Source organism: Alcaligenes sp. PF14 (genome assembly GCF_037150615.1).
In the GTDB taxonomy this organism is placed as follows: domain Bacteria; phylum Pseudomonadota; class Gammaproteobacteria; order Burkholderiales; family Burkholderiaceae_B; genus Alcaligenes; species Alcaligenes phenolicus.
The window spans coordinates 181,451-206,725 of sequence record NZ_JBAGRS010000005.1; the positions used below are offsets into that span (position 1 = coordinate 181,451).

Consider the following 25,275-nt stretch of genomic DNA (forward strand, 5'->3'; position numbering starts at 1 on the left):
TTATTTCTTCATGAGCGTGTGAACGGTTTCACACGCCAGGTCTATGTCATCCTGGCTATGCGTGGAGGACAGAAAAAAGCGCAAACGCGCTGCTTTTTCTTCCACTGCAGGATGGATAATGGGTTGCACATTCAGACCGGCATCAAACAACTGGCCGGACAGTTTGACTGCTTTAAGAGAACTGCCTGTAATCGCGGGAATCACGGCGTAGCCTTCGGCAAAGCCGGTATTGATTCCCATCGAGCGCATCGAATTCAGAAACTGGCTGCCACGCTCTTGCAGGGTATGCACACGCTCGGGTTCCCGGCGCATGATCTGCAAGGCTTTAAGCGAAGCAGCCGCCAGCACGGGAGAAATCCCCACGCTGTACACAAAGCCGGAGGCGGCGTATTTGAGCAGCTCCACCAGCGCGCGGTCGCCAGCGATATAGCCACCGCAGCTTGCCAGGGTCTTGCTCAAGGTACCCATCCAGATGTCGACATCGCGGCCTGCCACACCAAAATGCTCGTGCGAGCCGCGGCCTGTCTTGCCCAGCACGCCCAGGGCGTGGGCTTCATCGACCATCAAAAACGCTTTATACCGCCGCTTTATGTCAATAAATGCAGGCAGGTTCGGAATGTCGCCATCCATGCTGTACAAGCCTTCGATCACAATCAGCACACGTTCAAACTGGCCACGAATCTCGGCCAGAATGCGCTCCAGAGCGGCGCTGTCGTTGTGAGGGAAGGAACGGCGGGCGGCACCCGATAACTGGATGCCTTGCAAAATACTGTTGTGGATCAGGCTATCGTGAATCACTAGATCCTTGGGACCGAACAAGTAACCAATGGTGCTGACGTTGGTGGCATGTCCACTGACAAAAACCACGCAATCATCCACCTCATAGTTCTGCGCCAGCTCTTCTTCCAATTCACGCTGGACGCGGCGCTCGCCTGCTACCAAACGGCTGGCCGAAGCCGATGTGCCGTACTGGTCCATCGCAGCTTTGGCGGCCGCATTCACTTCCGGGTGTGCAGAAAGACCCAGATAGTTGTAATTGGCAAAGTTCAGATAGTCGCGCCCGTCGATACGGGTGCGCGCAGCGGCCACACCATCGTGGCTGCGGAAAAAGGGGTTACGCACGCCCATACGATCAGCCATGGCCTTGGGCACCAGCATTTTTTCGTAACCGGGATGACGGTCAAAGCGGGTGTAGGACTCCGGGATATGGCTGGCCGCCCCCTGATGGGTGGCGGACTGCTCGGCCATGCGGCCATTGCTGGCCGCTTGCCCGGTTTTACGTCCCAGAATGCGCTGTATCAGTTGTGCTTTACTGCCTGGCGCCAGATCGTTCTTACTCATTGATCAGTGATGTTCCTGTTTCAGCCAATCGCTGTACATCTTTTGCCAAGCCTTGCAAGTCAGCCTCGGACATATCGTCCCCGTGCTGACGTACGACATCGGCCACCAAGTGCCCAGCGTCCTGCTCTGCCGAGTCCTCGCCACCGGCCGTCAGCTTGTCCACAATGCGGGCCGCAACGTTCCAGACGGTGGGAGAATCATTCAGCACCATGGCGGGCAACTGCACGCCAAAGCGTTGCTCCAACCCCAGGGCCAGTTCCACAGCCATCAAGGAGTCCATGCCCAGATCATGCAAGGAGCGCTGGGTTTCAATACGGTCTACTTCGGTGCGCAGAATGTTGGCAACTTCCTGCGCCACCCACTCGGCCACCAAAGCGTGAATTTGCTCGGGCGTTTTACCCGCGATCAAGGTGTGAATATCCTGGCCATCGCTGCCTGAGTCGTGATCCTTGCGGGCACGGTTCAAGATGGCAAAGCGTTCACTTTGGGCCGAGGCCAGCAAGCGTGCCAAGGCATTCCAGTCGAAGTTGGCCACAATGGACACTTCGCCATTGACGGCCAGGACGCGATCCAGTTGATCCAGTGCCTGATCCGACTGCAACGGTGCCTTGCCCAGACGTTTGCCCAAGCTGTCCTTCACAGTTTCATTGCGGGTCAGGTAACCTGCGTCGCCAATCGGTCCCCAGGCAATGCAGGACGCCGCCAGACCCAGGTTCTGGCGCAAGCGCGTCAAACCTTCCAGGCCCGCGTTGGCGGCCACATAGTTCGCCTGTCCGGGGTTACCAATAGAGGTCGTCACAGACGAATACAGCACGAAGTGGGACAGCTTCAAATCCTGAGTAGCCAGGTGCAGATTCCATGCACCCACCAACTTGGTTTGCAGTACCTTGTTCAAGCTATCCTGATCCATATTGGCGATCAGGCGATCATCAAACACGGCGGCAGCATGCAACACGCCAGTCAGTGGGCTATCACCCGTCTGAATCTGCGCGACAACAGCTTGTACTGCTGCGGAATCCGTAACGTCACACGCCACGAATTGCACGCGACAGCCTTGTGCCTGGAACTGCTTCAGCAGCTCTTGTGCACCAGGGGTCTCGGCACCGCGGCGACCAGCCAGGACCAGAGAGCGCACGCCACGCTTGACCAGCCATTGGGCGGAAGCCAAACCGAAGCCAGACAAGCCACCCGTAACCAACCACGTGCCCTGTTCGGACAAGTCGAGAGGGGCAGCGATTTGTTTTGCAGGCAAACGGGGTTGGGCATCCTTCAGGGAGACCACCAGCTTGCCGATGTGACGAGCCTGCTGCATGGCGCGGAATGCATCAACCACATGCTCGGCACCGAAGCTACGGTAAGGCAGTGGGAACAGCGCGCCATCATGGAAAAGCTCCATGACTTCCTTGAACAAACGTCCCGCCAAAGCTGGGCGTCCCGTCAGCAGTTGGTCGGCATCAATACCGAAGTAGCTGATATTGCTCTTGAAGGGACGTAGACCAATCGGCGTGTTCTCGAAGAAGTCACGCTTGCCCAACTCCAGGAAACGGCCAAAAGGACTCAGGACGTCCAAACTGCGGCGCATGGCCTCACCCGCCAGCGAGTTCAGCACTACGTCCACACCTTCACCGCCAGTGGCGTCCATCACGTCCTGAGCAAAGCTCAGGCTGCGCGAATCGAACACATGGTCAGCACCCAGCAAGGAGGCGAATACGCGTTTCTCGTCCGTGCCAGCAGTGGCATAAATCTCTGCGCCCAAATGACGGGCCAGCTGGATTGCAGCAATCCCCACACCACCTGCGGCACCGTGTATCAACACTTTTTCACCGGGCTGGATATGAGCCAGATGCGTCAGGGCGTAGTAGACCGTGAAGAACACCGTTGGAACGGTGGCGGCAGCTTCAAAATCCCAGCCTTCAGGCATGGGAGCGATAGCATCCGCACGTGTCACCACATGGCTGGCAAAGCAGGAGGAACCAAAGCCCATCACCGGCTGGCCTACCATCAAATTGGTGACATCAGCACCAACGCGTGTAACCACACCCGAGAACTCCAGACCCAGGCTGGCACCGGCAAAACCGTTTTCGACGGCTTCGTCCGGCAACAAGCCCATCAAATACATCACGTCACGGAAGTTCAGGCCCGCGGCCATGGTACGGACTTCAACCTGATCTGCAGCCAGGCTCGGCGCTTGAACAGCTTGCCATTCCAGATTGCGCAGTTGTCCGGGCACCTGAAAGTCCAGCTTGAAGCGGGCATCCTGGCTTAGCTGGGCAGTCGCTGCCGCAGTAGCCTCTTTCAGCACCAAGGTGTGGCGTGCGTCTTGAGACAAGACAATTTCTGTTGCTTCATCCGGCCACAGCAACTCCAGTTCCAGACGCTGAGCGACATCGCTGGCATTCACATCACCGGCCAGATCAATCAATGTGCAGGACAAGGCGGGCAGCTCGTTCATCACGACGCGACCAAAGCCCCACAAGGCCGACTGGACTGGATTCACCGCCCAATCCAATTCCTCTGCCATCGCCGGCAAGGCACCGCCTTGCGTCACCAGGAACAGGCGACTTGCAGCGGTACGGGCCGACAGATCTTGCGTCAGGCTCAGCAGCTGGGCGCTGGTCTGGCTGACCGCAGCAGCAGTATCGGCCCAACCCAGCATCTGCACTACATTCAGAGGACTCTCATCAGCCAGAATGTCTGCACTGAGCGGCCAGATTTGAGCGTTAACTGTTTGGCCAGCTGCTTCCAAACGGGCTTGCAACGAATGGGCTTGAACTTGAGAAGCCTCATCAAACAACAAGACCCATTTCGCTGCAGCGACGGCTTCCTGGTTTGGAATCGCCTGCGTTGTCGCGGCCTTGGCCAGCAACAAATAAGCACCCTCACTCAATTCCTGTGCGGCAGGCTCTTGCGCAGTTTGCACCTGCTCAAAATCTGCTTGCTCCAACGCCGTGTGCCAGCCTTCGGGCGACAACAAGGAGGAGGATTGCGACTCACCGGCGGCGTGCCACCAGCTTTGGTCCAGACCGGACAAGAAGTCTGCATGCCAGTCAGGGTGACACTCGGCCACCAGCAAGACCCCACCCGTCGCCAGCCATTGCTTGCTCCGCATCAGGGCGGGAGGCACATGCACGGTACGGTGCAGGCTGTGGCGCAAAATCACGACATCGAACTGGGGCTTATCGACCTGCTCCAGTTGCCAGTCTTGCAGATCAAAACCGAGCACCTGCACGTTGGCCAAAGCATGGTGCTGCGTTGCCTGACGAGCCTGCAAATCAGCATCTGGCAAAGCCAATACGTATTCAAACTGGTCTTCGGACAGGCAAGCAGCCAGAGTCTTGGGCAAATCGCTTGGGCCTACGGCGACTTCCAGTACGCGCAGCCGCTGGGAGGCGGGCAAGTTCGCAGCCAGTTCTCGCAACTGGGTTTCCAGTGCCAGACGCACACCCAGATACATGGGGTCATCGTCATACAGCACTTCAACCACGGGGGAACGGCGCAAGGAAGCCAGCAGTTTTTCGCCTGAAATATCGCCACGCAACAAGGCCGGCAATTGGCGTCCGACCGAACCAATCTGGGTCAGTTGCGGCAAGCTGCTAGGCGAATCCTGCAAAATTGTGCGCCACAAGTCCTGGGCGGCAGGCATATCGGCCTGCTCCACCACACGATAGCCTTCGTCATCTTGCAGCAGCTCTTCAGCGCGCAACAGCTCGCTTAGCCAGCGGCCATACGGGCTATTCAATACTTCGGTGCTGAGTTCGGAAGGCTTTACGTTCTGGAAGGCTTCATAAATAAAGGACAGGCTCAAGGCATCCAGCAAAGGCAAAGTCTGATGGAACCAGGTTTCTCGCTCTTGCTGCTGGTCAGCCAGTGCTGCCCAGCCGCTTTGGGCCAGTTGCTCAGGCGAGAGCGTAACGGCAACTCGCTCATCGCGAGGATGAGGACGCAGATACGGGGTAATTTGCCAGTTCGACACCGCGTGGCGATCCTGGCGCAAGAAATACGCAGCGCGGAAACGGCAGGCCTGGGCGCTGGCCAACAAACGGCCATCAGCACCATACAGCTCGAAATCTGCCAGTACCGAACGGGCACTGCTACGACGCAGGTGGGCACGGAAATGCGTTACCTGTCCTTCTGTAGACAGGGTGAAACGGCCTACTTTCACAGGCAACAAGGCCACGCCTTGGCCTGCTTCAATATCTTGTGCGAAGAAATCCACCAGAGACTGGTAGCACACGTCCATCAAGGCCGGGTGCAACAGATAGCCATCTTGCTCCAGGCTGACGGGCATCTCCAGTTCGGCATTCAGATAAGTACCTTGCACCTGCGATGCTTTCAAACCCTGGAAGGCCGGACCGTAATCCAGACCCAGGGAATGCGCCAAGCGATAGTGTCGATCGCGATCAATCTGCAGTTCAGCCGAGGCCAGGGGCGAGAGCTCCGCCACGGGCATGCGTTCATCCGAAGCCAGAATACGACCGCTGGCGTGTACCACCCACTCGTCCTGGCTCAAGCGTTGGCGACTCTTGATATGGAAGCTGCCATCACGCGGGCTCAGCACAAAACGCAGGCTGCGGGCATGTTCACCATCAAAAACCAGCGGAGCCAGAATATCCAGCTCGTCCACCAGGATCAGTGCTTCGCCCAGCCACTCGCGGGCTGCAGCCAAAGCCATTTCCAGATAAGCGGCACCTGGGTACACCATGGCACCACCCACTTTGTGATCCGCCAGCCAAGGCAAAACCACCGGGTCCAGCACGTTTTCCCAGCTGATATCGCTATCCGGCAAACGCCAACCCAGCAAATCATGCACACGACGACGCTCGATGGAGCGCATCCCTTCTGTGCTGTTCTTGTACCAATGACGCTCGCGCTGCCATGGGTAAACGGGCAGCTCCACTGGATTGCCAGCAACGGGAAAACGGGCTTTCAACTGGGTCGGCAATAAAGCCAGGGTATGCAAGGCCGTATCAGTCAGCCGCTGCGGGCCATCGTCATGCTTGCGCAAGCTGGACAACACCACACCCTGAACCTCACACTGAGTCAGGGTTTCACGAATGTAGCGCTGCAAAATGGCGTGCGGGCCAATTTCCAGAAATACGCGGCAGCCCTGGTTCGCCAGACAGGCAATAGCCTGCTCAAACTGCACGGGTTCGCGAATATTGCGCCACCAATAATCCACGCCCAGCTCTTGCGGGGACAGTTCGTCGCCCGTAACGGTCGAGACAAAACGGGCTTGTGGAGCCTGCTGACCGGGCTGCAAATCGCCCAGGCTCTTTTCCAGATGCGGCAGCAAGCCATCCATATAGGGACTGTGAAAGGCGTAATCCAAATCCAGCAGGCGGAAGAAAACGCTTTGGCCTTCCAAGGCAGATTGAATGCGCAGCAAGCCGTCCAGACTGCCGGACAGAGTGATATTGGAAGGGCTGTTTACCCCCGCCACATTCACGCCCAAGTCCGCACCCAAGCCTTCCAGCAAGGTGTTCACCGCTTCCTGGGACAGACCGATAACGGCCATCCGGCCTTGGCCACGAGTCAGACCTTGAGCCTGACTACGGGCACAAATAACGCGTATGGCTTGTTCCAGATCCAAGGCACCAGCGGCCCAGGCAGCAGCGATTTCGCCCACACTGTGGCCAGCCACGGCATCAGGTTCAATGCCATCTTCGCGCAGCATGCGCGTCACAATAACCTGTACAGCAAACAACAAAGGCTGGGCGACTGTCGTGTCGTCCATGCGGGAAGCGGCAGGTTCGGCCTGCAATTGCTCCAGCAGCGAAAAGCCCGCCAAGGGCTGCATCATGGCGTCCAGTTCGGACAGCAAAGCCGCAAAACGAGGGGACTCGCGCAACAAGGTCACGCCCATGCCCAGCCACTGCGCTCCGTTACCGGCGTAGACAAAGGCCAATTGGCCTTCTTTGCTCAGGGCGTCTACGGTTTGCAAACCTTGTGGGGCTTGGCCTTGCGCGTAAGCACGCAATTGCGCCACGCCTTCTTCAACCGTTTCGGGCTGAATGATCAAACAACGAGCCAAAGTCTGACGACGGTGAGTGACCGCGTAGCTGACATCGTAAAAATCTTGCGCCGTCTTGCCGTCCAGCAAGTCCGCATAATTACCCGCTTGCTCACGCAGAGCGGCTTCTGTCTTGGCCGACAAAACCAAAGGCGGCAAACCCGAGTTCGGCACCGTTACCGATTGGGCCATTGTCGCTACAGGAGCCTGCAACAAGACGTGGGCGTTGGCACCACCAAAGCCAAACGAGTTAAGTCCTGCGACCAAAGGCTTGCCATCGGTGCGCTGCAATTCGCGGCCCTGGGGCAGCAGCTCCAGATTCAAACCATCAAAATCAATGGCGGGATTGGGGGTATTCAAATGCAAAGCAGGCGGCAAGGCTTGGTGCTGCAATGCCAGCACTGTCTTGACCAGGCCAGCCATGCCGGAGGCCGACTCCATATGGCCCAAGTTCGCTTTGACTGAACCAATAGGCAAACGCTGTTCACGCGATTTGCCATACACCGCGCTGATGGCGGTGGTTTCAACAGGATCGCCTACGGCTGTACCGGTACCGTGGGCTTCTACAAAGTCAACATCAGCCGCTGTCAGGCCACTGCGCTCCAGCACGGAGCGCATCAACTCAATTTGTCCCTGGCAGCTAGGAATAGTAATGCCGGTCTTGCGAGCCCCATCGGCATTCACGCCTGTTGCCAAAATGACGGCCTGTATCTGGTCGCCATCGGCCAGCGCCTGCTCCAGGGGCTTGAGCATCAGTACCGCGCCACCTTCGGACCGCACGTAACCATTACCAGCCTCATCAAACGCCTTGCAACGGCCATCTGCCGACAGCATCGACGCTTTGGTAAATCCAACAAAGGGATAAGGGTGCAGCAACAGATTGACGCCACCGACCAAGGCGGTTGAAGCCTCGCCATTGCGCAAACTTGAGCAGGCTTGATGCAAAGCGACCAAAGAAGACGAGCAGGCGGTATCCACCGCCATGGACGGACCGTGCAGGTCGTAGATATAGGACAGACGGTTGGCGGCGATACTCATGGTATTGCCGGTCATCATATGGGCTGTCAGGCTGGACAAATCATCCAAGCCGCGCATGCCGTAATCCAGGCCGGAAATACCAACATAAACCGCACAGTCACTACCGGCCATGCTGGAGGGCAAGACGCCCGCATTCTCCATGGCTTCCCAGGACAGCTCCAGTAACAAGCGTTGTTGGGGGTCCAGCCAGGCGGCTTCGCGAGGGGAAATGCCGAAAAAGTCCGCATCGAACTCGTCGATGCGCGACAAGACACCAGCCGAAAAAGTAATGCTACGCCCCGGCTCGGACCTTTTATCGTGTTGCAACTCGGCCGTCGCCCAGCGATCCGCCGGGATTTCCGTAACCAGGTCGCGTTTTTCAATTAAGGCATTCCAGAACTGGTCGGGCTGCGACAGGTCACCCGGAAAGCGAAACGCCATACCAATAATGGCGATTGCTCCAGACGCAGTATTGCTTTTATTAATATCCGTACGGGATGCTTCTAACTCCTTAGCACCCTTGCCTGTATTTTGAGACACGCACCCTACCCTTTCGATCTTTACTGACTTGCCCTGTCACCGCGGAGCACGGAATAGTCATATTTGATAAAACGCTATTTCGGACAACGACTTCTGACATAGCCGTGTCGCAGGCAGCACACCAGTAAACAATGGCGAAACTTACATCCCGTTACTATGATTTACAAACCCCAATTACATGGAATATATATAAACTCTATGCAATTCGATGATATTTATTTTCGAATTTTATTTAAGCAATAATGCTAAAAATAAAATATTCAAATAAAATATTCCCTGACGATATTATTCTATTTATTGTTAACCAAAAAAAACGAGTGTTTGAAAAATAACAAAGCCTTGGGTATATTTACCAAGGCTGTCTAATCAAGACACTAGGCAAAATATCAAAGATTTTTTTATTTCGTCGCCACCTTTAGCGAAATAAAAACTTCAATTCGACATTAAGCAAAGACTGTTCTTCGCCAAAAAATCCTGCCTACTTGGCGGTAGCCTGCTGCACTGCAAAAAGATTAGCAGCTGCGAATGTTACCATTACGCAGTTGTTCTAATCTATAAAGAATTGAAATCGGGCAGGGCCGCACTGTAACAATCCGATGCTGTGCTAAAGCCGCCAGACGAGCTTTTTCAGGACTATCAGGCAGCTTACAAGGCAGTCATAACTTACACTTGCTGACGTTCCAATAGGCCTGACACAACCATCAAGTCGTAGTGAAAAACTCATTTTTGATACAAACACGACATACGCGCGACGAGCGCGAACCCGTTACTGGTGCCGGTATACAACGACCTTCCCCCATGACCTGACCATGTGTCACCAAAGCAGTGTTTTCCCTTAGCCGCATCAAAAACGCCCAAATCAGGGCGTTTTTTTTGGGGGTTATCCCTCATCTATAGCTAGGTCCACCTAGGCTCTATACGAATTGTCTTATGACAGGGCTGTCGCACGCCGTTACATTGAAATGGCTTCATCTAATAATTAATCCACTCTGGAGACATTTCATGGGTACGAACGCGACCACCGCACCCGTCGACGAACGATTACCGAACGGCAGGCTGGCTGCACTGGGCTTGCAGCACGTTCTGGTAATGTACGCCGGTGCCGTCGCGGTTCCACTAATTGTGGGCCGGGCATTAAACCTGACGTCTGAAGAAGTATCGATCCTGATTGCTGCTGACCTGTTTGTCTGCGGCATCGTGTCCATCATCCAATCGATGGGCTTTACGCAGTATTTTGGTATCAAGCTGCCCGTCATGATGGGTGTGACCTTTGCCGCTGTCGGCCCCATGGTCTCCATGGCACAGGCCAACCCCGGCCAGGAAGGAGCCCAGTTGCTCTTTGGCACGGTCATCGGGGCAGGGATCATCACCATGATCATCGCCCCTGCCGTCAGCCGCATGCTGCGCTTTTTCCCGCCTGTGGTCACCGGCACCATTATTGCCATGATCGGCATTACGCTGATGCGAGTGGGGATCAACTGGATTTTCGGTAACCCTGTTGGCCCTACCGCCCCCACGGTCATCAACCCCGACCACCTGGCCTGGATTCAGCACGCACAATCGGCCGCGGCCATGCCCGGCTCGGCCTTGCCCCCACCTCCAGAAGGTCTGGCCCTGAAAGCAACGGTACCGAACCCGCGCTACGCCAACCTGACTGGCCTGGGTATTGCCGCCATCGTGCTGACCTCGATTCTGCTGATCGCCAAATTTGCCAAAGGCTTTCTGGCTAACGTGGCCGTCTTGCTGGGTATTGTTATTGGCGCCGTTGTGGCCTCGGCCATGGGCATCATGACCTACGAGAAAGTCGCCAATGCAGCTTGGGTTGATCTGGTTCTGCCCTTCCACTTCGGGATGCCCAAGTTCAATATCCTGCACATTGCGACCATGACACTGGTCATGATTGTGGTGCTGATTGAGTCTACCGGCATGTTCCTGGCTCTTAGCGACATGACAGGCAAGAAAGTGGATCAGAAAGATCTGGCACGCGGCCTGCGCACCGACGGTCTGGGCACCTTGCTGGGCGGTATCTTCAACACCTTCCCCTACTCCAGCTTTTCGCAAAACGTGGGCCTGGTTGCCGTGACAGGCGTGCGCAGCCGCTTTGTCTGCGTGGCCGGGGGTGTGATTTTGATCATTCTGGGCCTGCTGCCCAAAATGGCTGCCCTGGTTGAGTCCCTGCCCACCGTGGTTCTGGGCGGCGCCGGGATTGTGATGTTCGGTATGGTGACGGCTACTGGTATCCGCATTCTGTCCGGCGTGGATTACAAGACCAACCGCAACAACTCCATGATTGTGGCTATCTCCATTGGCGTGGGCATGATTCCTCTGGTTGCGCCCAACTACATGCAGTGGATGCCTCACGCCATTCACCCGCTGATCGAATCGGGCATCCTGCTGACCTCGATTGCTGCCGTTCTGCTGAACTTATTCTTTAATGGTGCTAAAGAAGATACGCATGCAGCGGTAGAAGCAGCCAAGCACGCGGAAGCCTAAAACGCTTGCTCAGCTTGTCTTGAAACCGGCCTGTCCATGAATGAGACAGGCCGGTTTTTTATCGTCCGGCTTCTGCCATCACGAAGCAAAGCGCCGCGCCCCCGCCACGCACAAGGCAGCGCCTAAAGTCACCCAGATCATGCTGGCATTGACGGACTCACCCAGCAAGGCGGCAGCCAGTCCCAGGCCCATAAAAGGCTGCAACAACTGCAGTTGCCCCACTGCGGCAATCCCTCCCTGCGCCAACCCCCGATACCAGAACACAAATCCCAGGAACATGCTGAACACTGACACATAGCCGAAACCTAACCAGGCTGCTGTATTCACATTGCTGAATGTTTGCGGCCAGAACCACAGCATCATGACGAACATGAAAGGCGAGGAGAGCACCAGGGCCCAGCAAATAACTTGCCAGCCACCCAAACGACGCGACAGGCGTCCACCTTCGGCATAACCCAAGCCACACACCACCACGGCGGCCAGCATATACAGGTCCCCTTGCCAGGCCGCATCCAGACCTTCTCGCGCGGCATAGGCCATCACCAGCAAGCAGCCTAAAACAGAGCACAGCCAGAACACGGGCTTATGCCGCTCTCCGGCCAAAACCACCCCAAAGAGGGCTGTGCACAACGGCAACAAGGCGACATACACAATAGAATGCGCCGAAGTGATGTACTGCAAGGCCAGCGCCGTCAACAAGGGGAATCCCAGCACGACACCAAAACCAACCACGGCCAGGGGTAACAAGTCTGATCGCTTTGGCCGTGCCACACGCCCGATCAGCAACCAGACCGCTGCCAACAAGGCAGCGACTACCGCTCGCGCGCCAGTCAGGAAAAAAGGATCCATGCCCAGCACAGCAACACGTGTAGCCGGCAGAGATCCGGCAAAGATTGCTACGCCTATAAAGCCATTTAGCCAGCTGACTGCCTTGCTATCCATCATTCACTCTCCAACAAAGATGCTTGTCAGTACAACACAGCTATGCCAGCATACACAGGCACAGTCCAGTACAGTTTTAAAAAACTGTACTGCTCACCGGACCCATACACCGTACCCGAGCCAGCCTCATGTCTGCTTTGACCCGTATCGACTACATCATGCAATCCGTACGTGATCGCATCGCGGCACGGACCTACCCGCCCGGTACCCGCCTGCCATCCGTACGCGCACAAGCAAAATCGGCAGGCGTGTCGGTATCCACGATTGTCGAAGCCTATGGCAGGCTGGCCGCTGAAGGTCTGATCGAGGCTCGCGCGGGTTCCGGCTTTTATGTGACGGCTCCTTTGGCTCCACTCAGCTTGGCCGCCCTGGAACCAGCTCTGGAAAAGGATATCGATCCTTTATGGATCTCGCGCCAATCTCTGGAAGCCGAGGCCGATGTCCTGATGCCTGGCTGCGGGTGGCTGCCCTCGGACTGGATGTATGATCAAGGAGTGCGCCGCGGTTTACGTAAGGCCGCCCGTAGTCCCAGCGCGGACTTGACGGACTACGGCTCGCCTCTGGGTCTGGAACCCTTGCGACAAATGCTGGCCCGTCGTCTCGTGCAGTCCGAAATAGATGCTGCCCCGCATCACATCATGCTGACCGACTCGGGCACTCAAGCCATTGATCTGCTCTGTCGCTTCTTTCTGGAGCCAGGCGATACGGTCCTGGTGGACGACCCCTGCTACTTCAATTTCCATGCGCTGCTGCGAGCGCATCGGGCCAAAATCGCCAGCGTGCCCTACACCCATCAGGGCCCTGATCTGGCGGCCTTTGAGGCTGCCCTTAAAGAACACAAACCCCGCCTGTACATCACCAATTCAGGCATACACAATCCAACCGGCGCACGTCTTTCGGCCATGACCGCCCATAGCGTGCTGGCCATGGCACAACGTGCCGACCTCTACATTATTGAGGACGATATTTTCGGGGACCTGGAAACCCGGCCCGCTACCCGACTGGCCGCGCTGGATGGGCTGTCCCGCGTAGTACAGATAGGCAGTTTTTCCAAAACACTGTCGGCCGCCTTGCGCTGCGGTTATATCGCAGCCCAGACTCCGTGGATCGAGAGCCTGGTCGACTTGCGTACCGCCACCAGTTTCAGCAGCAACCGCCTGGCCTCGCATATTCTGAACAGCGCGCTTGGCGACAGCGGCTATCGCAAACATCTGGAACGAGTTCGATACCGGCTCTCCAAAGCCATGGATCATGCCGTGGCACAGCTGGAGCAACTTGGCCTGACGCCATGGCTGCGCCCCCGCGAGGGCATGTTTCTCTGGGTCCGTCTGCCCGCCGGGCATGATGCCCTGACGTTGACACGCGCCTGTCTACCCCATGGCATCGTACTGGCCCCTGGCCCTGTTTTCAGCCAAGCTCCTGATGCTGTCCAGTTTCTGCGCTTCAACGTCGCTCAATGCGGGGACAAACGCGTCTTCAACGTCCTGAAACGGGCTTTGAACAACGAGCTGTCTGTTTAAAGCATCAAGGGATTTCAGACCTTCCACTTGAACGCCCCGCATCAGTGTCCTGGTCGCTACCAGAGGATTACAATCGGCTCTGTTATGCGGCCCATGCGGACCGCCGCCACCAATCTGACTCCCATGTCCCCCAAAGACTTACGCGATTTATTCCTGCTGGCCGCCATCTGGGGCGGCTCGTTTTTATTTACGCTGCAAGCGGTCCCCGACTTTGGCCCCTTTCCCCTGACCGCCATACGGGTCGGTGTCAGCGCCCTGGCCTTGATGAGCTACATCACCGTCACCGGACGCTTGCCCATCTTTCTGGCGAACTGGAAACCCATCTTTGCGCTGGGCATTCTGAATGCCGCCGTGCCCTTCTCCTTATACGCCTTCGCAGCCTTGCGACTGGAGTCTGGCTTGCTGGCCGTCTTGAATGCCATGGCTCCCTTGTTCGGCGCACTGGTGGCACGAGTCTGGTTGAAAGAGCGCCTGACACCCAGCCGGATTCTGGGCCTGTGTCTGGGCTTCCTGGGCATTCTGATTCTGGTGTACGACAAGCTCAGCTTCAATAAAGGCGCCGAAGGCTGGGCTGTGCTGGCATCTTTGCTGGCCACAGTGTTTTACGGTATTGCCGCCAACTTTACCGCCCGCTATCTGCGCGGCGTGCAGCCACAGGCAGTAGCAGCAGGCAGCATGGTCAGCGCAACATTGGTTCTATTGCCCGCAGCCATTTACTGGTGGCCCGCACAGTTTCCGGGCCTGCATGCCTGGGGGGCTGCGCTGTCCTTATCCCTGCTGTGCACGGCCGTCGCCTATCTGATTTTTTACCGCCTTCTGTCCAATGTCGGCCCCTCCAAAACCATTACGGTGACCTTTTTGGTGCCACCTTTTGGGGTGTTGTGGGGTGCCTTGCTGCTGGACGAGGCCCTGACCGCACAGATGCTGATCGGTATGAGTACCGTTCTGTTCGGGACATTGCTGGCTACAGGGCTGATCGGCAAGCGCAAGACGACGTAAGTCAGCTACGCCGCCTTCAAGCGTCTTCGTTCTCGGTTCTCGGTTCTCGGTTCTCGGTTCTCGGTTCTCGGTTCTCGGTTCTCGGTTCTCGCAGCCTATTTGAACTCGTGACTGACGCTGGCCGTCTTTCCTGAGCGCACTCGAATTGTTGTGCTGAACTCTGGCAATCCCGCATTCTTGACAACAATGCGGTGCGAGCCTGGCGCCAGTGACAAGGACTTCAAAGGCGGGCTGACACCTTGCTTTCGGCCATTCACATAGACCTCCCCCCAAGGCCGTATATCCAGGGCGATTGTGCCCTTGGCAGGTGGCGCAGGCTTGGCAGCGACAGGATCCAGTTGTTCCACATGATCGACTTGCGCGGAAGGCTCAGAGGAGTCGGTTTGCGTGCTTGCGGCCACCCCTGATGCAGTGGCCGTAGCAGTCCCGGTAATTCCCATTGCTCCGACACTTCCCGCTGCCCCGGTAGTTTCATTAACTCCGGGGGCGCCTGTTATTGCTGCTCCCCCTCCAGTAGCTCCTGTAACTCCAGCGGCTCCGGCTGTTCCGGCTGTTCCGGCTGTTCCGGCTGTTCCGGCTGTTCCGGCTGTTCCGGCTGTTCCGGCTGTTCCGGCTGTTCCGGCTGTTCCGGCTGTTCCGGCTGTTCCGGCTGTTCCGGCTGTTCCGGCAGCATGATCGGCCAAAACCAGGCGAGCTGCATCATCCGATGTGTTTTGTGTTTGAACTGGCAAAGCAGGCTGCAAAGCTCCCGACTCGGCCAGCAGTTTCAACTCCGTTGTTGTCGCGGCTTGCGAGCCCGAAGCCTGGGCTAATTGCTGCCCTGTCACCGAGTCATTTTGTGCACCTGTCGACTGCGACCCAAGCTGATCTGATCCTGCCACCGAAGGCTGCCCCGATTGGGAGGCAGACCCCACCCCTGCACCCAAAGCAGCCACATCATTCGGCTTGGACTCTCCATCCGCTACCAGCCCGCCCTGCAACTCCGACGTGATTGATCCCGGTCCCGGCCTTGATGTGGACTCCTCAGGCGTGTCGCCCACCACCGCCGGACGATTGGCATCAGACGAAGCAACAGCGGGCCCGGAAGTATCGCCATCGCCGCTCCAATACGCCGCCCCCAGCCCTGCCAGAACGATTACTGCCAAGCCCGCCAGCCACAATGGCAAGGAAGGCCGCCGTTCAGGCGTAATCGGCAGCACAGTTTGCGCAGCGAGAGCATGTGCGGGCACAGGCTCTGGCACTTGCCCCAATCGTTCCAGCCTTCGGTAAGAAGCCATGGACTGAGGCCGCTGCACCCAGTCAAGGGCCAGACCCTGCAACATGGCCTGCGTCGGACCGTCCGCGTCCTCGTCCATCACCACAGGATCTTTCAACTGCCGCCAAGGGGCGGCCATCAGAGGAAAGCCCGTTGTCAGTTGCCAGCGCAAGGCCGCATAAGCGTAGACATCCGTCCAAGGGCCAGCAGGCCGCACAGGATCATCCACATATTGCTCGGGGGCCGCGCAAGGCTCATCAAAGGCCATACCCTGAGCACGCGCCTGTGCCAGACTGCGCTTGTGCATGTTCTGCTCCAGCGGCAATAACTGAACCAGACCTTCATCACTCAAAACCACCGTATCCAGCCCCAGCACGCCATACCATTCCTGGTGCTCATGCAGCTCGGCCAGTTGCAAGGCCAATTGATCCAGAATCACCAGCCGTTGGTCCAGCAGCAAAGAGTCCAGAATCTGCCCCAAAGGGCGACCCTGGACATCCTTGGCAGAGTTTGTACGTTTCATGAAAGGTCTCACCATGGTTGATAGGCGCGGCTTGCTGCATCTGCCGCTGTTGCTGACACGAACAAGCGCCGAAACAGGGCCAGACTTAGCTCGCCGCTGTGCGTCACGCTGCGCCAGCCAGGATTGTTCATGCCCAGGCACCACCAGTAACTACGGTGGGAGCCGGGCTCCAGACAAGGCTGCAGGACAGCCCACGGGTCTTGTGGCACAGACGGCGCACGAGAGCCGTACAAAACATCCAGAATGTCCTGCCCGGCATCACGCTGCTCGGACTGGGCGGCAACACTCTCCGCCAGCAAACCGGCATAAGGCACGGCACTACACAAAGTTTGATCCAACTGGGTTGCCGCCCAGCAAAACCGCACCCCTTGCTGCAAGGACAGGCCCAATTGCTCAACCATATTGGCCAGTACAGGCAGACGGACACGCTGACATTGCTCGGCATTCAAAGGCACCAAAGCGCACACCAGATACTCGCGCCCAACCCGGTCCTGACTGGGCATGACCGCTCCTGCTTGCACGCCCCCTTGCGGCAAGGACATCAGAAATCCCCAGGCATGGACAGGCGAGCTGGGCATATTGGCTCCAGCAGTCTTGCTGGGCGAACGAATCTGGCTGACACCACTGCTGAACCAGCGCTCCCACGGCAACAAAATCGGCTCAGGCATACGTCGACGTACAAAGTCCCCCATGGCCGGAATCTTGCCGTACCACATCACCTCCGGGCTGGAGTCGAAATCATCCTGGCGCATCTCAATGGCTCCCCGGGCAGCTAAACCCTCTCATCTCCGCCAAACGCCACGGATTCCTGGAGCTATTGGCCACCACATCCACCACAAACTGACGACTCCCCAAAGCAAAAGACAAGCGCTGTGCCCCGGCAGACGCACCCGATACAGGCTGTGCCTTGTCCAGCAATCGCAACAACGCCCAGGCACCGGTCGCCCTCATCCCCGAGCCTTCGGACTGTGGCTGTGCCTCCAGACTGACCTGACGGCCCCCGCGCGGCCCCGGCCACTGTACCCCCATGGCAACCTGTGGGCCATGGGCATAACGCAGCACCTGGCCATCCACATCCAGCAGCACTTGCGACAGTTCTGCATCCAGCTGAACCGGAGTGAACGCCATATCAATACGCGGTTGATTACTGCCTGCCGGGAAGAACACATCCCGAATCACAGCCGCACGCTGAAACGCATCCAGATAACGGAAGTTGGCCGCTGCCTGCCCATCTATGCCCGGTTTGAAACGCCAGCGTCCACCTGACATATCCACCTGATGCATCAGATGCTCTTGAAAAAAGGCATCCATCAAGCCACCCGGCGCAAACATGCGGGCAAAATCATTAGGTGCGACATCCTGCCTGGATTGAGCGGCGAAGGGATATCGACCGGCAATCGCACTACGGCAAAACTGACCAATAGTGGCATTTACCAACTGCCCCAAACTGGCTTGAGTCCGCGACGCGATCTCGGCAGAAGCACCTACCGAAAACTGATCCAGCGCATCACGCAAAGGCCCAGGCAACCGACCTGCCTCTGCCTGCAACTTGGTCAAGACATTGGACTGCGGCGGTGTACCCGCGCTGCGCAGAGCAGCATCCGAGGAGGTCAAGAAAGCATAGAACTCATCCAGCAACTCCAGGGTGCCATCAATAGGCGCTGGTGCCCCGCCACTACTGGAGGCCAGACGGTGATAAGGCTCGAAGTGCTGATCCACAATCGCCTCTACCTGCTTGGCCTGGGGCTCATTACGACGACTACCCTCCAAGCCGACCGGGCCAAACATCTGCTCCAACGCCTGCCGGGTATCGTCCAGCCGCACTTTGGCTTGTGCCCCCAAAGAGGCCCCCTGCTGCGCATCCTCTCGCAACAGACGAGTTTGCAAAGCCACCTGCTGGACCAACTGCTTCAAGGGAGAATCGGCCATGGACAAGGTGCGGGCCAGCTGAATGTTTTCCAGCAAGCTGCCGCCTTGCAGCAGGCGCAAATCAGCCAGATACTCATCCCACACACGCACATAATCCAGCAGATACAGACGACGCAGCTCCTGGCTTGCCGCACGACGCGCCGCCTCGGACTGCCCTGCGCCCGTATCCAGCCCCAGAATCCAGCGGTCATCCTCGCGCATCTGCTGCAATTCGCTGTCGATACGTGGTTCAACCACGGTCCAGTACCCCTCGTAGGTGTACAGACCGTCTATCCCTTCGGTTAACGGTTTGCCACTTTCGCGCTTGAATACAGAGGCCGCGTATGGCCCGGCCATGCCTGAGACCGACATAGGTATCAAACCGGGTGTGGCGGCCAGAATACGGCGCATGCGGCTATAAGTGCGCTGCTCCAGACTGATACGCGCCAGACGTTCCCGGCTTTGTTCAATCAAGGCTTCATTGCGCGGGAAGGGATTCAAGAGCAAGCCCGCCTGCGTCACTGCACGGACATGGCTCTCCAGCCTGTCGTATTGCGACTGGGTAAAGCCAGCCGGCAAGTCCTGCTTCAAACTGCCCAGCAACCAGGTCTGCAAATGGGCAGCGTCATAGCGCCGCGTGTCGTATAGCATCAAATAGGCGCGCAGGGCCTCGTAGCCGTACTCCAGGTCCTGCGCCTGCTCGCTACGCAACACGGTTTCGATACGACGCGCCAGCAAGGGGGCCAGCAATTTCTCCAAAGCGCGTTGGTAGACGGTATCGGCAGCGGCCTTCATCTTGTCACCCTGATACAGGCCCATGCGCCGCTCCAAACCGGGCGCATTCAAGGGAAACTGATCGCTTTGCGGCAGCAACGACAACATATCCAGCAAAGGCAGCAAGCCGACCGCCGGGGTGGTATCCAGCACCTGTGTTTGGTCCGCCTGTTGCTGAGCCTGCGGAACACGTCCTTCAACCTGCTCCACATAGCTGCGGTTCAACAGAAAGCTGCGACTCCAGGCCAGCCCCAGTAGCAACACACCCACCGCCACCAGACCGTAGACCAGAAAATGACGCAAGCGCACGCGGCGCTCCCAGCGCTCGTCGCGGCCTGCAACACCGGCCTCCTGAAAGATCAGCTCTTTCAGCAGCTGGGTCAGAAAATAGCTGCGGCCCTGACCGGCCACTGGCTGCGCTTGATCCGCCTGCACATCCACTTCCAGATACTCGCGCATGGAGTCCCGCACCTGATCCAGACGCACACCTCCTTGCCGACCACTGGTGAAGTACACGCCGCGCAGCAACAGGGGTGCCTCGAAGCGGGACTGGCTAAACACCTGTTCCAGAAACTCCTCCAGCACCGGCCCCAGGCGAGCAAACTGTTGTGGCAGCAGATAGGCTTCGGCACGCACGCTTTCGTTGGGCTGCTCGGCCATCACGGCCGCCAGACCACGCTCCAGGCGTTGATGCAAGGCTTCGTACTCGCGCCCATAGGTATGCGACAAGGAAAATCCCGCTTCGCGCGAGCTTTCATAAGGCAAGGTGAAGCCCCAGACCTGCTCCAGTTCCTGACGATCACAATGGTCGAAATACTCCTGAAAGCCCTGGAGCAAATCCATTTTGGTGACCAGCACATAGATAGGAAACTGAATCCCCAAACGCTCGCGCAATTCAGCCAGGCGCTGGCGCAAGACCTGCGCATGATCGTGACGTTGCGCGGCCGTGCTGGACAACAAATCTGGCACGCTGATAGTCAGCAAAGTGCCATTTATCGGCTGCCTGCGGCGATAGCGCTTGAGCAGGCCCAGGAAACCACGCCATTCCTGCTCATCTCCTACCGGATCACTTTCATGCGTGGTGTAGCGTCCTGCTGTATCCAACAGGACGGCTTCGTCGGTAAACCACCAGTCACAATTGCGCGTGCCCCCCACACCTCGCAGAGACGTTTTTCCGTAGCGCTCCGACAAGGGAAACTGCAAGCCAGAATTGACCAGCGCTGTGGTTTTACCTGCTCCGGGTGCACCGATGAACACATACCAGGGCAACTGATACACGTACTGACGCGACAGCAAGGAGCGCAAGCGTCCGCCCATATGCGAACCGAAGCGAATCCGCTTGAGCAGTTCGATGGCCTCATCAAACTGGCTTTGCAAAGGATGCGGCGTAGCCGTATTGCTCAATGCTGATGCCTTCTGCGCCGGGCGGCTTAATTGGCCTAGCAACTGCGCGTTCAAGCGGCCTTCACGCCAGCTGCGCCACAACAAGCGCAGCAACCAGAACACCACCACCACAGCCATCGCAATCCAGCGCGACGGCTCGGTTTCCAATGGCCGGGTTTGGCCAATCGCCAACAAAGGCCCCAGCAACCAGATCAGCACCAGCAGAATCAGCACACCCACAAAGGTCCAGACGCTACGGCTAAAGACCAGACTCAAAAGACGTGTCATTGCCCGGCCTCCTTGCTCAAGGGCACGATCGTGATCTCCACCCGTCGGTTCTGTGCCCGACCTTGAGCGGTGCCATTGTCTGCCACAGGCGCAGCATCGGCCCGGCCTTGTGCGCGTACACGTTCTGGCTGACTCAAGCGCTCCTGCAAGACGGCCTTGACCGAATCGGCACGAGCCTGCGAGAGATGAAAATTGGAAGGAAAGCGCACACTGCGTATGGGGACGTTATCGGTATAGCCATCTACCAGCACCAAGCCCGGCGCGGCTTCCACTGCATCTGCGATACGTGCAATAACGGGAAGCAACGGCGCACGGATCTGGTCAGCTCCTGAATCGAACAGGCCGTCGCCGCGCAGGATAATGACGCTGCGATCGGCCTGATCTCGCACGGTCAGCAGACCCTCGGCCACCTCGGGGGCCAGCAGCTCTGCCAAGGCCAAAGGTGCTGGCGGTGCGACGCCACTAGACGGTGGTTGGCCCTGTGTCTGCAAGGCCGGCAGGCGCAAAGCCACAATGTCCTCGAAAGCCCGATCAGACTGCCGGTTCAGCAACAGACTGGTACCCAGATACATCAACAAGCACAGCAGCAAGGCCACACAAACGGCCACCCAGATAGGCACAGGCAAAGGCTTGCCAACTTTCTGCGCCGGGTTGTCGCGCCAATGCGGGGACAGAGCGGCTGGTACCGTCTGCCCATACTGGCGCAAGCTCATGTACAGCCGTTGGCGCACGGTTTCCAGCTGGCTGGCGCCCTGCTCATGCACGCGATAGCGGCCTTGAAAACCCAAAGCCAGGCAGAAATACATTAGCTCCAACAGCTGTAAATGCGCCGCCGGGCTTTGCATCAATTTATCCAGAAGCTGAAAGAACTTCTCGCCGCCCCAGGTTTCATTATGAAAAGTGACCAGCAAAGTGTGCGAGGACCAGACTCCGGCTTGCCCCCAAGGGGTTAGCGCGGCCGCCTCATCCAAGGTCGTGCACAGGCAATAACGAGCGGCCAAAATGGTTTCATTGGCCACGGGCACGGCCTGTGCGCGCAATTCAAATTGCCGGATTTCAGCCACCAGCTTGGCACGCAGACCTGCCGGATCTGCATGTCGGGCACTGCGGCGTATATCGGACACCATCACCAGCAAAGGGTTGGCGGCCTCCAACAGGGGATTGGCCCCCTGCGCAACAAAACGCGGTGCATCCGCCCGCGATCGGCGCTCGTCCGGGACCGGGCCGTTATTCCAGGAAACTGTCTCGTTCATAGCCATGCTCCGGGTCAGCGGCGTATTGCCCAAAACTCAAGTTGCAGGCCGGGGAAGTCTCCGGCCAAATGCAGGGCCAATGCGCCGTTCTGCTCCAGCTGACGCCACAGCTCGCCGCCTTTTTCCAGCTCGAAGTAGGTGAATCCTGCGTGATACGGCAAGGCTCGTGGCGCGACAGACAAAGGCTGCAAACCGATGCCCGGCAATTGCAGATGCACCAGATCGCGGATGCGTTCTACCGGCCCCAATTTCACCTGTGCCGCAAAATGCTGCCGCACGGTTTGGGCGGGCAAATCGGCTTGCACGGCCAACACAAAACCCGCCTGCAGCAAGAGCGCACGATCCGCAATCTGGGCCAGACGTACGCCCTGCCCCTTGTCCTCCAGCGCAATCGAAACCGCCTGCTGCTCCAGGACCACGGACAGAGCACGGCGCAACTCCAGCACCAGCGGCAAAAAGGACTGGGCTAGATCGTCATGCTGATAGGAAGGCCAGATCAGCGGCTGACGCCCGTCCTGGGTGTAGGTAGCCAAAGCACCATGCAATTCCATCCAGGCCTGATACAGCTCGCCAGGATGTACATGTACGCGCTGCTCCATGGCCCACAAGGCAGCCCGATAGCGATTGACCAGCTCCAGCATCATGAAGTCGGCCACATCGCCCTGCCCGCGCCCTCCCGGCCCCAGGCGTTCTGCCAGAGCTTGGGCACGGGCCTGCAGTAAAGCCTGTACATCCGCGCTTAGAGCACTTAGCCGGGCATGGGCCTGAATGGACAAGATAGGGGGAATGAAATCCGGGTCCAACACCAGCGAGCGGTCGGGTCTGCGCTCCATAATGCGGACCACGGGCATGGCTACACTGTCTTCATACACCTCGGATTCGGGCAGCAAAACAGGCTGCAAACGCCCCAGCTGCGACAGGCAGGGTTCAGGTGACAAACCACTGCTGTCATACAAATCCTGCTCGCTGACCACATAACGCGAACGACGCGAGCTGTGCCCATCAAACTGAATCTCTGCTCGCCCGGCCTGACGACGAGGCAGCACCAGCATCAGACGCTCGGGACGCACCACTTCGGGGGCCGTCCAGGCCACAATCTGCATCGCTCCCGGCCTGCAATCAAAGGGCGTGCCATCCGGCAACAAACCGCGCGCTTCGCGTAAGGCGACACTGCCCATACTCAGGGCCTGTTCGTCCAGACTCAAGGTTTCAAAGCCCCAGCAAAACGGCTGCGCAGCCCGCCTTCCGGCGTGGGCATAGTGCTCCAGATAGCGCTCCATCTGCTGAAAATGCTGAGGCCGTAAAAACAGCCCTTCGGTCCAAATGACTTTATCCATTGAAATATTCCGTTCCACGCCCATCAATCAACGACATGAATGGCGTTCTTGCGTAATTGCAGACTGACCTGGACGGCGTCCGGGGCCGACTGCCAGAACTTGTAGATATTGGTGGTGCGCGACTCGGGCAGCGGCAAGAGGACACGCCACACACTGGCATCCAGCTCGCGATACCCTACGACCACGCCAACAGCGGTGGCTTGCAAATCGCCCGGCCGTTTGAAGGTATGGGTCTGGCCGGGGCGCAGCACGATCTGCTCCACATTGAGCAGATCCGCCTGCAAGGCTTGTTGCGGGTCGGACTGCAGGGCGAAGAAGTCCCTGGATTCAAAGGTGCTGCCCGAGCGCAGCTCGAACACAAACACCTGTACCGGGGAAGGCCGACCCGTGGCATCCGGGTTGAGCTGTTCATCCGCAGTCAGAACAATCTCGTAGGGCACGGCCATGCGACTGGAGGTGGACGCGCACGAGGCCAGCAACCCCAGCATCAGCAGCGCGCACAAACGAAGCAATCGGCGAACGGTCACGATGTCTCCTTGAATGGCAATGCGCCCCATCTAAAAGCATGAATACGACAACTTTGTTAAGGACACGGGGTGTTTCGGTGCTTACCCTTGCGCAACAACTCTTACAAAACCGTCCGCGTCATGTCATGTGGCTGTCTTTTTCCTTTCCTAGTCTTGAGGGCAAGTACAACTTTTCTTTTTCCTGCCATGTATTTACCTGCCCGCCTGATCGTTCCGGCTCTGGCCCTTTTACTGACAGCCTGCGCCCAAACTCAGAACAAGCCAGTGGCTGTTTTCAGCCCGGCTGCCGAAGCTGAACTGGAGCAAATACGCTCTGCCTTTAATGAAGGTGACTACAGCACCGTGATCCGGCAAGTGGGCCGCTCCAGCACCCTGCCTGCTGCCGCACCCAATCAATACAGCGAAGCCTTGAAACTGCAGGCCTTCAGCTTTTGCGTGCGCGACTACACTTTTTTGTGTGAAGAGCGTTTCAAGCAGGCACGGGCTGTAGACCCTGGCTTTACCCTGGCCCAGGCCGAGCGCGGTCACCCCACCTGGGGCCCGGTTTATGAAAAAGTGGCAGGAGCACAGCCATGAGCACAGCTGTAGATTGGCGTTTGCAAGCAGAGTCCGGTGGAGCCCCGCGCCCTGTTCCTGAACCCGGTCTGGTCTGCGGTTCCTGGACTCAGGCTGATCTGGTTTTGCCCGATAACAATCAAACGCCGCCCGTGCTGTCTTACCTGCGTCGCCAGCACGATGTGCTGACGATTCAACGAGCTAGCGCAGACGGTCAGGTCGCCGTGAATGGCATCGAATTGGCACTGGCACAGGTCAAGACCTTGCAGAATGGGGATCGCCTGACCTTGGGGGAAATGCACTACCGGGTGGAATCGGGAGTCAGCCCCGTCACACAGGATGAAACGCCTTTGGCAGCTGCGCCGGCGGCCGATCCTTTCGCAGATCTGCATGTTCCCGGCATGGTCCCGGTCGGTGGTCCCATGCCTGCGCCCTCGGACAAGCACCCCTTCGATACAGCAGCCAAACCATCCAGTTCACCCAGCACCGACAGCACCATTCCGGCAGCCAGTTGGCAGCCAGATTTGGGTCGCGCCCCGGAGTGGGTCAGCACCTTGTCCGACAAGGAAAACGAGTTCGATCTTTTGCAGGGAATGCGTCAGGCCTAAGC

At 57.9% G+C, this 25,275-nt stretch carries 14 protein-coding genes; 5 read left to right on the plus strand and 9 right to left on the minus strand.

Translation table 11 applies throughout. From position 1 onward, the window contains the following. Together WFM49_RS12290 and WFM49_RS12295 are read right to left on the minus strand one after the other, a co-directional pair. The gene (locus WFM49_RS12290; protein ID WP_009463527.1) at positions 1-1,341 is read right to left on the minus strand and encodes an aminotransferase class I/II-fold pyridoxal phosphate-dependent enzyme; all 1,341 of its coding nucleotides are present in this window, start codon (positions 1,339-1,341) and stop codon (positions 1-3) included. Then, positions 1,334-8,908: an SDR family NAD(P)-dependent oxidoreductase gene (locus WFM49_RS12295; protein ID WP_336973493.1), complete on the minus strand. Its 7,575-nt coding sequence runs from the start codon at positions 8,906-8,908 to the stop codon at positions 1,334-1,336. Before WFM49_RS12295 ends, WFM49_RS12290 begins: the two co-directional genes overlap by 8 nt. A 1,002-nt stretch (positions 8,909-9,910) precedes the next feature. On the opposite strand from WFM49_RS12295, the gene WFM49_RS12300 reads away from it, so the two are divergent. Then, positions 9,911-11,401, plus strand: coding sequence for a nucleobase:cation symporter-2 family protein (locus WFM49_RS12300; RefSeq protein ID WP_125301999.1), 1,491 nt, complete (start codon positions 9,911-9,913; stop codon positions 11,399-11,401). A gap of 78 nt (positions 11,402-11,479) precedes the next feature. Here the strand turns inward: WFM49_RS12300 and WFM49_RS12305 are convergent, their stop codons facing one another. Then, complete coding sequence (locus WFM49_RS12305) at positions 11,480-12,343, minus strand: DMT family transporter (protein ID WP_035270575.1); 864 nt, start codon at positions 12,341-12,343, stop codon at positions 11,480-11,482. A 128-nt stretch (positions 12,344-12,471) separates the two neighbouring features. Here WFM49_RS12305 and WFM49_RS12310 point away from each other — a divergent pair, with 128 nt between their 5' ends. Beyond that, positions 12,472-13,863 carry an aminotransferase-like domain-containing protein gene (locus WFM49_RS12310; RefSeq protein WP_336973496.1) on the plus strand — a complete coding sequence of 464 codons (1,392 nt, stop codon included), beginning with the start codon at positions 12,472-12,474 and terminating at the stop codon, positions 13,861-13,863. Between the two features lie 93 nt (positions 13,864-13,956). Next, the gene (locus WFM49_RS12315) at positions 13,957-14,862 is read left to right on the plus strand and encodes a DMT family transporter (protein ID WP_021447235.1); all 906 of its coding nucleotides are present in this window, start codon (positions 13,957-13,959) and stop codon (positions 14,860-14,862) included. Between the two features lie 95 nt (positions 14,863-14,957). Here WFM49_RS12315 and WFM49_RS12320 read toward each other — a convergent pair whose 3' ends face one another. From WFM49_RS12320 to tssJ, 6 genes are read right to left on the minus strand one after another with little or no spacing between them, the layout of a single operon-like run. Next, the gene (locus WFM49_RS12320) at positions 14,958-16,640 is read right to left on the minus strand and encodes a PEGA domain-containing protein (protein ID WP_336973498.1); all 1,683 of its coding nucleotides are present in this window, start codon (positions 16,638-16,640) and stop codon (positions 14,958-14,960) included. Between the two features lie 8 nt (positions 16,641-16,648). Then, on the minus strand, positions 16,649-17,392 hold the full coding sequence (gene tagF, locus WFM49_RS12325; protein ID WP_250756243.1) for a type VI secretion system-associated protein TagF: 744 nt from the start codon (positions 17,390-17,392) through the stop codon (positions 16,649-16,651). A gap of 1 nt (position 17,393) precedes the next feature. Further along, entirely contained in the window at positions 17,394-20,993 is a 3,600-nt protein-coding gene (gene tssM / locus WFM49_RS12330) for a type VI secretion system membrane subunit TssM (RefSeq protein ID WP_336973501.1), read from the minus strand. After that, a complete protein-coding gene (locus WFM49_RS12335) occupies positions 20,990-22,246 on the minus strand; it encodes a DotU family type VI secretion system protein (protein WP_254500232.1) in 1,257 nt (418 codons plus the stop codon). The genes tssM and WFM49_RS12335 overlap by 4 nt, the downstream gene beginning before the upstream one ends. A gap of 14 nt (positions 22,247-22,260) precedes the next feature. Continuing rightward, a complete protein-coding gene (gene tssK / locus WFM49_RS12340; RefSeq protein ID WP_336973504.1) occupies positions 22,261-23,583 on the minus strand; it encodes a type VI secretion system baseplate subunit TssK in 1,323 nt (440 codons plus the stop codon). A 23-nt stretch (positions 23,584-23,606) separates the two neighbouring features. Continuing rightward, positions 23,607-24,110: a type VI secretion system lipoprotein TssJ gene (tssJ, locus tag WFM49_RS12345; protein ID WP_235484320.1), complete on the minus strand. Its 504-nt coding sequence runs from the start codon at positions 24,108-24,110 to the stop codon at positions 23,607-23,609. Between the two features lie 186 nt (positions 24,111-24,296). On the opposite strand from tssJ, the gene WFM49_RS12350 reads away from it, so the two are divergent. Then, positions 24,297-24,686 (plus strand): TssQ family T6SS-associated lipoprotein, encoded by a 390-nt coding sequence (locus WFM49_RS12350; protein WP_026483661.1) that lies wholly within the window; start codon positions 24,297-24,299, stop codon positions 24,684-24,686. Further along, positions 24,683-25,273, plus strand: coding sequence for a hypothetical protein (locus WFM49_RS12355; protein ID WP_336973506.1), 591 nt, complete (start codon positions 24,683-24,685; stop codon positions 25,271-25,273). Before WFM49_RS12350 ends, WFM49_RS12355 begins: the two co-directional genes overlap by 4 nt. The last annotated feature ends 2 nt before the right edge of the window (positions 25,274-25,275 follow it).

Coding starts and splice junctions, on each gene's coding strand:
- tssK (WP_336973504.1), bottom strand. CDS start 23,583: ATGGATAAAGTCATTTGGACCGAAGGGCTGTTTTTACGGCCTCAGCAT.
- WFM49_RS12355 (WP_336973506.1), top strand. CDS start 24,683: ATGAGCACAGCTGTAGATTGGCGTTTGCAAGCAGAGTCCGGTGGAGCC.
- WFM49_RS12300 (WP_125301999.1), top strand. CDS start 9,911: ATGGGTACGAACGCGACCACCGCACCCGTCGACGAACGATTACCGAAC.
- tagF (WP_250756243.1), bottom strand. CDS start 17,392: ATGCGCCAGGATGATTTCGACTCCAGCCCGGAGGTGATGTGGTACGGC.
- WFM49_RS12350 (WP_026483661.1), top strand. CDS start 24,297: ATGTATTTACCTGCCCGCCTGATCGTTCCGGCTCTGGCCCTTTTACTG.
- WFM49_RS12320 (WP_336973498.1), bottom strand. CDS start 16,640: ATGAAACGTACAAACTCTGCCAAGGATGTCCAGGGTCGCCCTTTGGGG.
- WFM49_RS12315 (WP_021447235.1), top strand. CDS start 13,957: ATGCGGACCGCCGCCACCAATCTGACTCCCATGTCCCCCAAAGACTTA.
- WFM49_RS12290 (WP_009463527.1), bottom strand. CDS start 1,341: ATGAGTAAGAACGATCTGGCGCCAGGCAGTAAAGCACAACTGATACAG.
- WFM49_RS12335 (WP_254500232.1), bottom strand. CDS start 22,246: ATGAACGAGACAGTTTCCTGGAATAACGGCCCGGTCCCGGACGAGCGC.
- tssM (WP_336973501.1), bottom strand. CDS start 20,993: ATGACACGTCTTTTGAGTCTGGTCTTTAGCCGTAGCGTCTGGACCTTT.
- WFM49_RS12305 (WP_035270575.1), bottom strand. CDS start 12,343: ATGGATAGCAAGGCAGTCAGCTGGCTAAATGGCTTTATAGGCGTAGCA.
- WFM49_RS12310 (WP_336973496.1), top strand. CDS start 12,472: ATGTCTGCTTTGACCCGTATCGACTACATCATGCAATCCGTACGTGAT.